Raw genomic sequence first — 486 nt, 5'->3', positions numbered from 1 at the left:
CCCGATCAGCTTCGCTCCCGGCTCTGGTTTGACAACCCGGACAATCCCGGCATGACGGCGCTTTATCTTGAGCGCTATCTGAACTTCGGTCTGACCGGCAAGGAGCTGCAGGGCAAGAAGCCGATCATCGGCATCGCGCAGACGGGTTCCGATCTCTCCCCCTGCAACCGTCACCACCTCGATCTTGCCAAGCGCGTCCGTGACGGCATCACGGCGGCGGGCGGCGTGGCCTTCGAGTTCCCCTGCCACCCCATCCAGGAAACGGGCAAGCGCCCGACCGCCTGCCTGGACCGCAACTTGGCCTATCTCTCCCTTGTCGAGGTTCTCTACGGCTACCCCCTGGACGGTGTCGTTCTGCTGACCGGCTGCGACAAGACCATGCCGGCCTGCCTGATGGCGGCTGCGACCGTGAACATCCCGGCGATCTCGCTCAATGTGGGTCCCATGCTCAACGGCTGGCACCAGGGCGAGCGCACCGGTTCCGGT

Annotated in this window: 1 protein-coding gene; it reads left to right on the top strand. The window is 64.8% G+C overall.

Features of this window, described 5'->3' with window-relative positions:
* Window positions 1–486: dihydroxy-acid dehydratase domain-containing protein (locus E4K09_RS22365; RefSeq protein ID WP_193557343.1), on the top strand; the 486-nt coding region annotated here is incomplete at both ends.

It is taken from the genome of Microvirga pakistanensis, from assembly GCF_004458765.1.
Taxonomy (GTDB): Bacteria; Pseudomonadota; Alphaproteobacteria; order Rhizobiales; family Beijerinckiaceae; genus Microvirga; species Microvirga pakistanensis.
The sequence above is the reverse complement of the archived record's forward strand: the minus strand, read 5'-3'. Positions and strand labels throughout refer to the sequence as shown.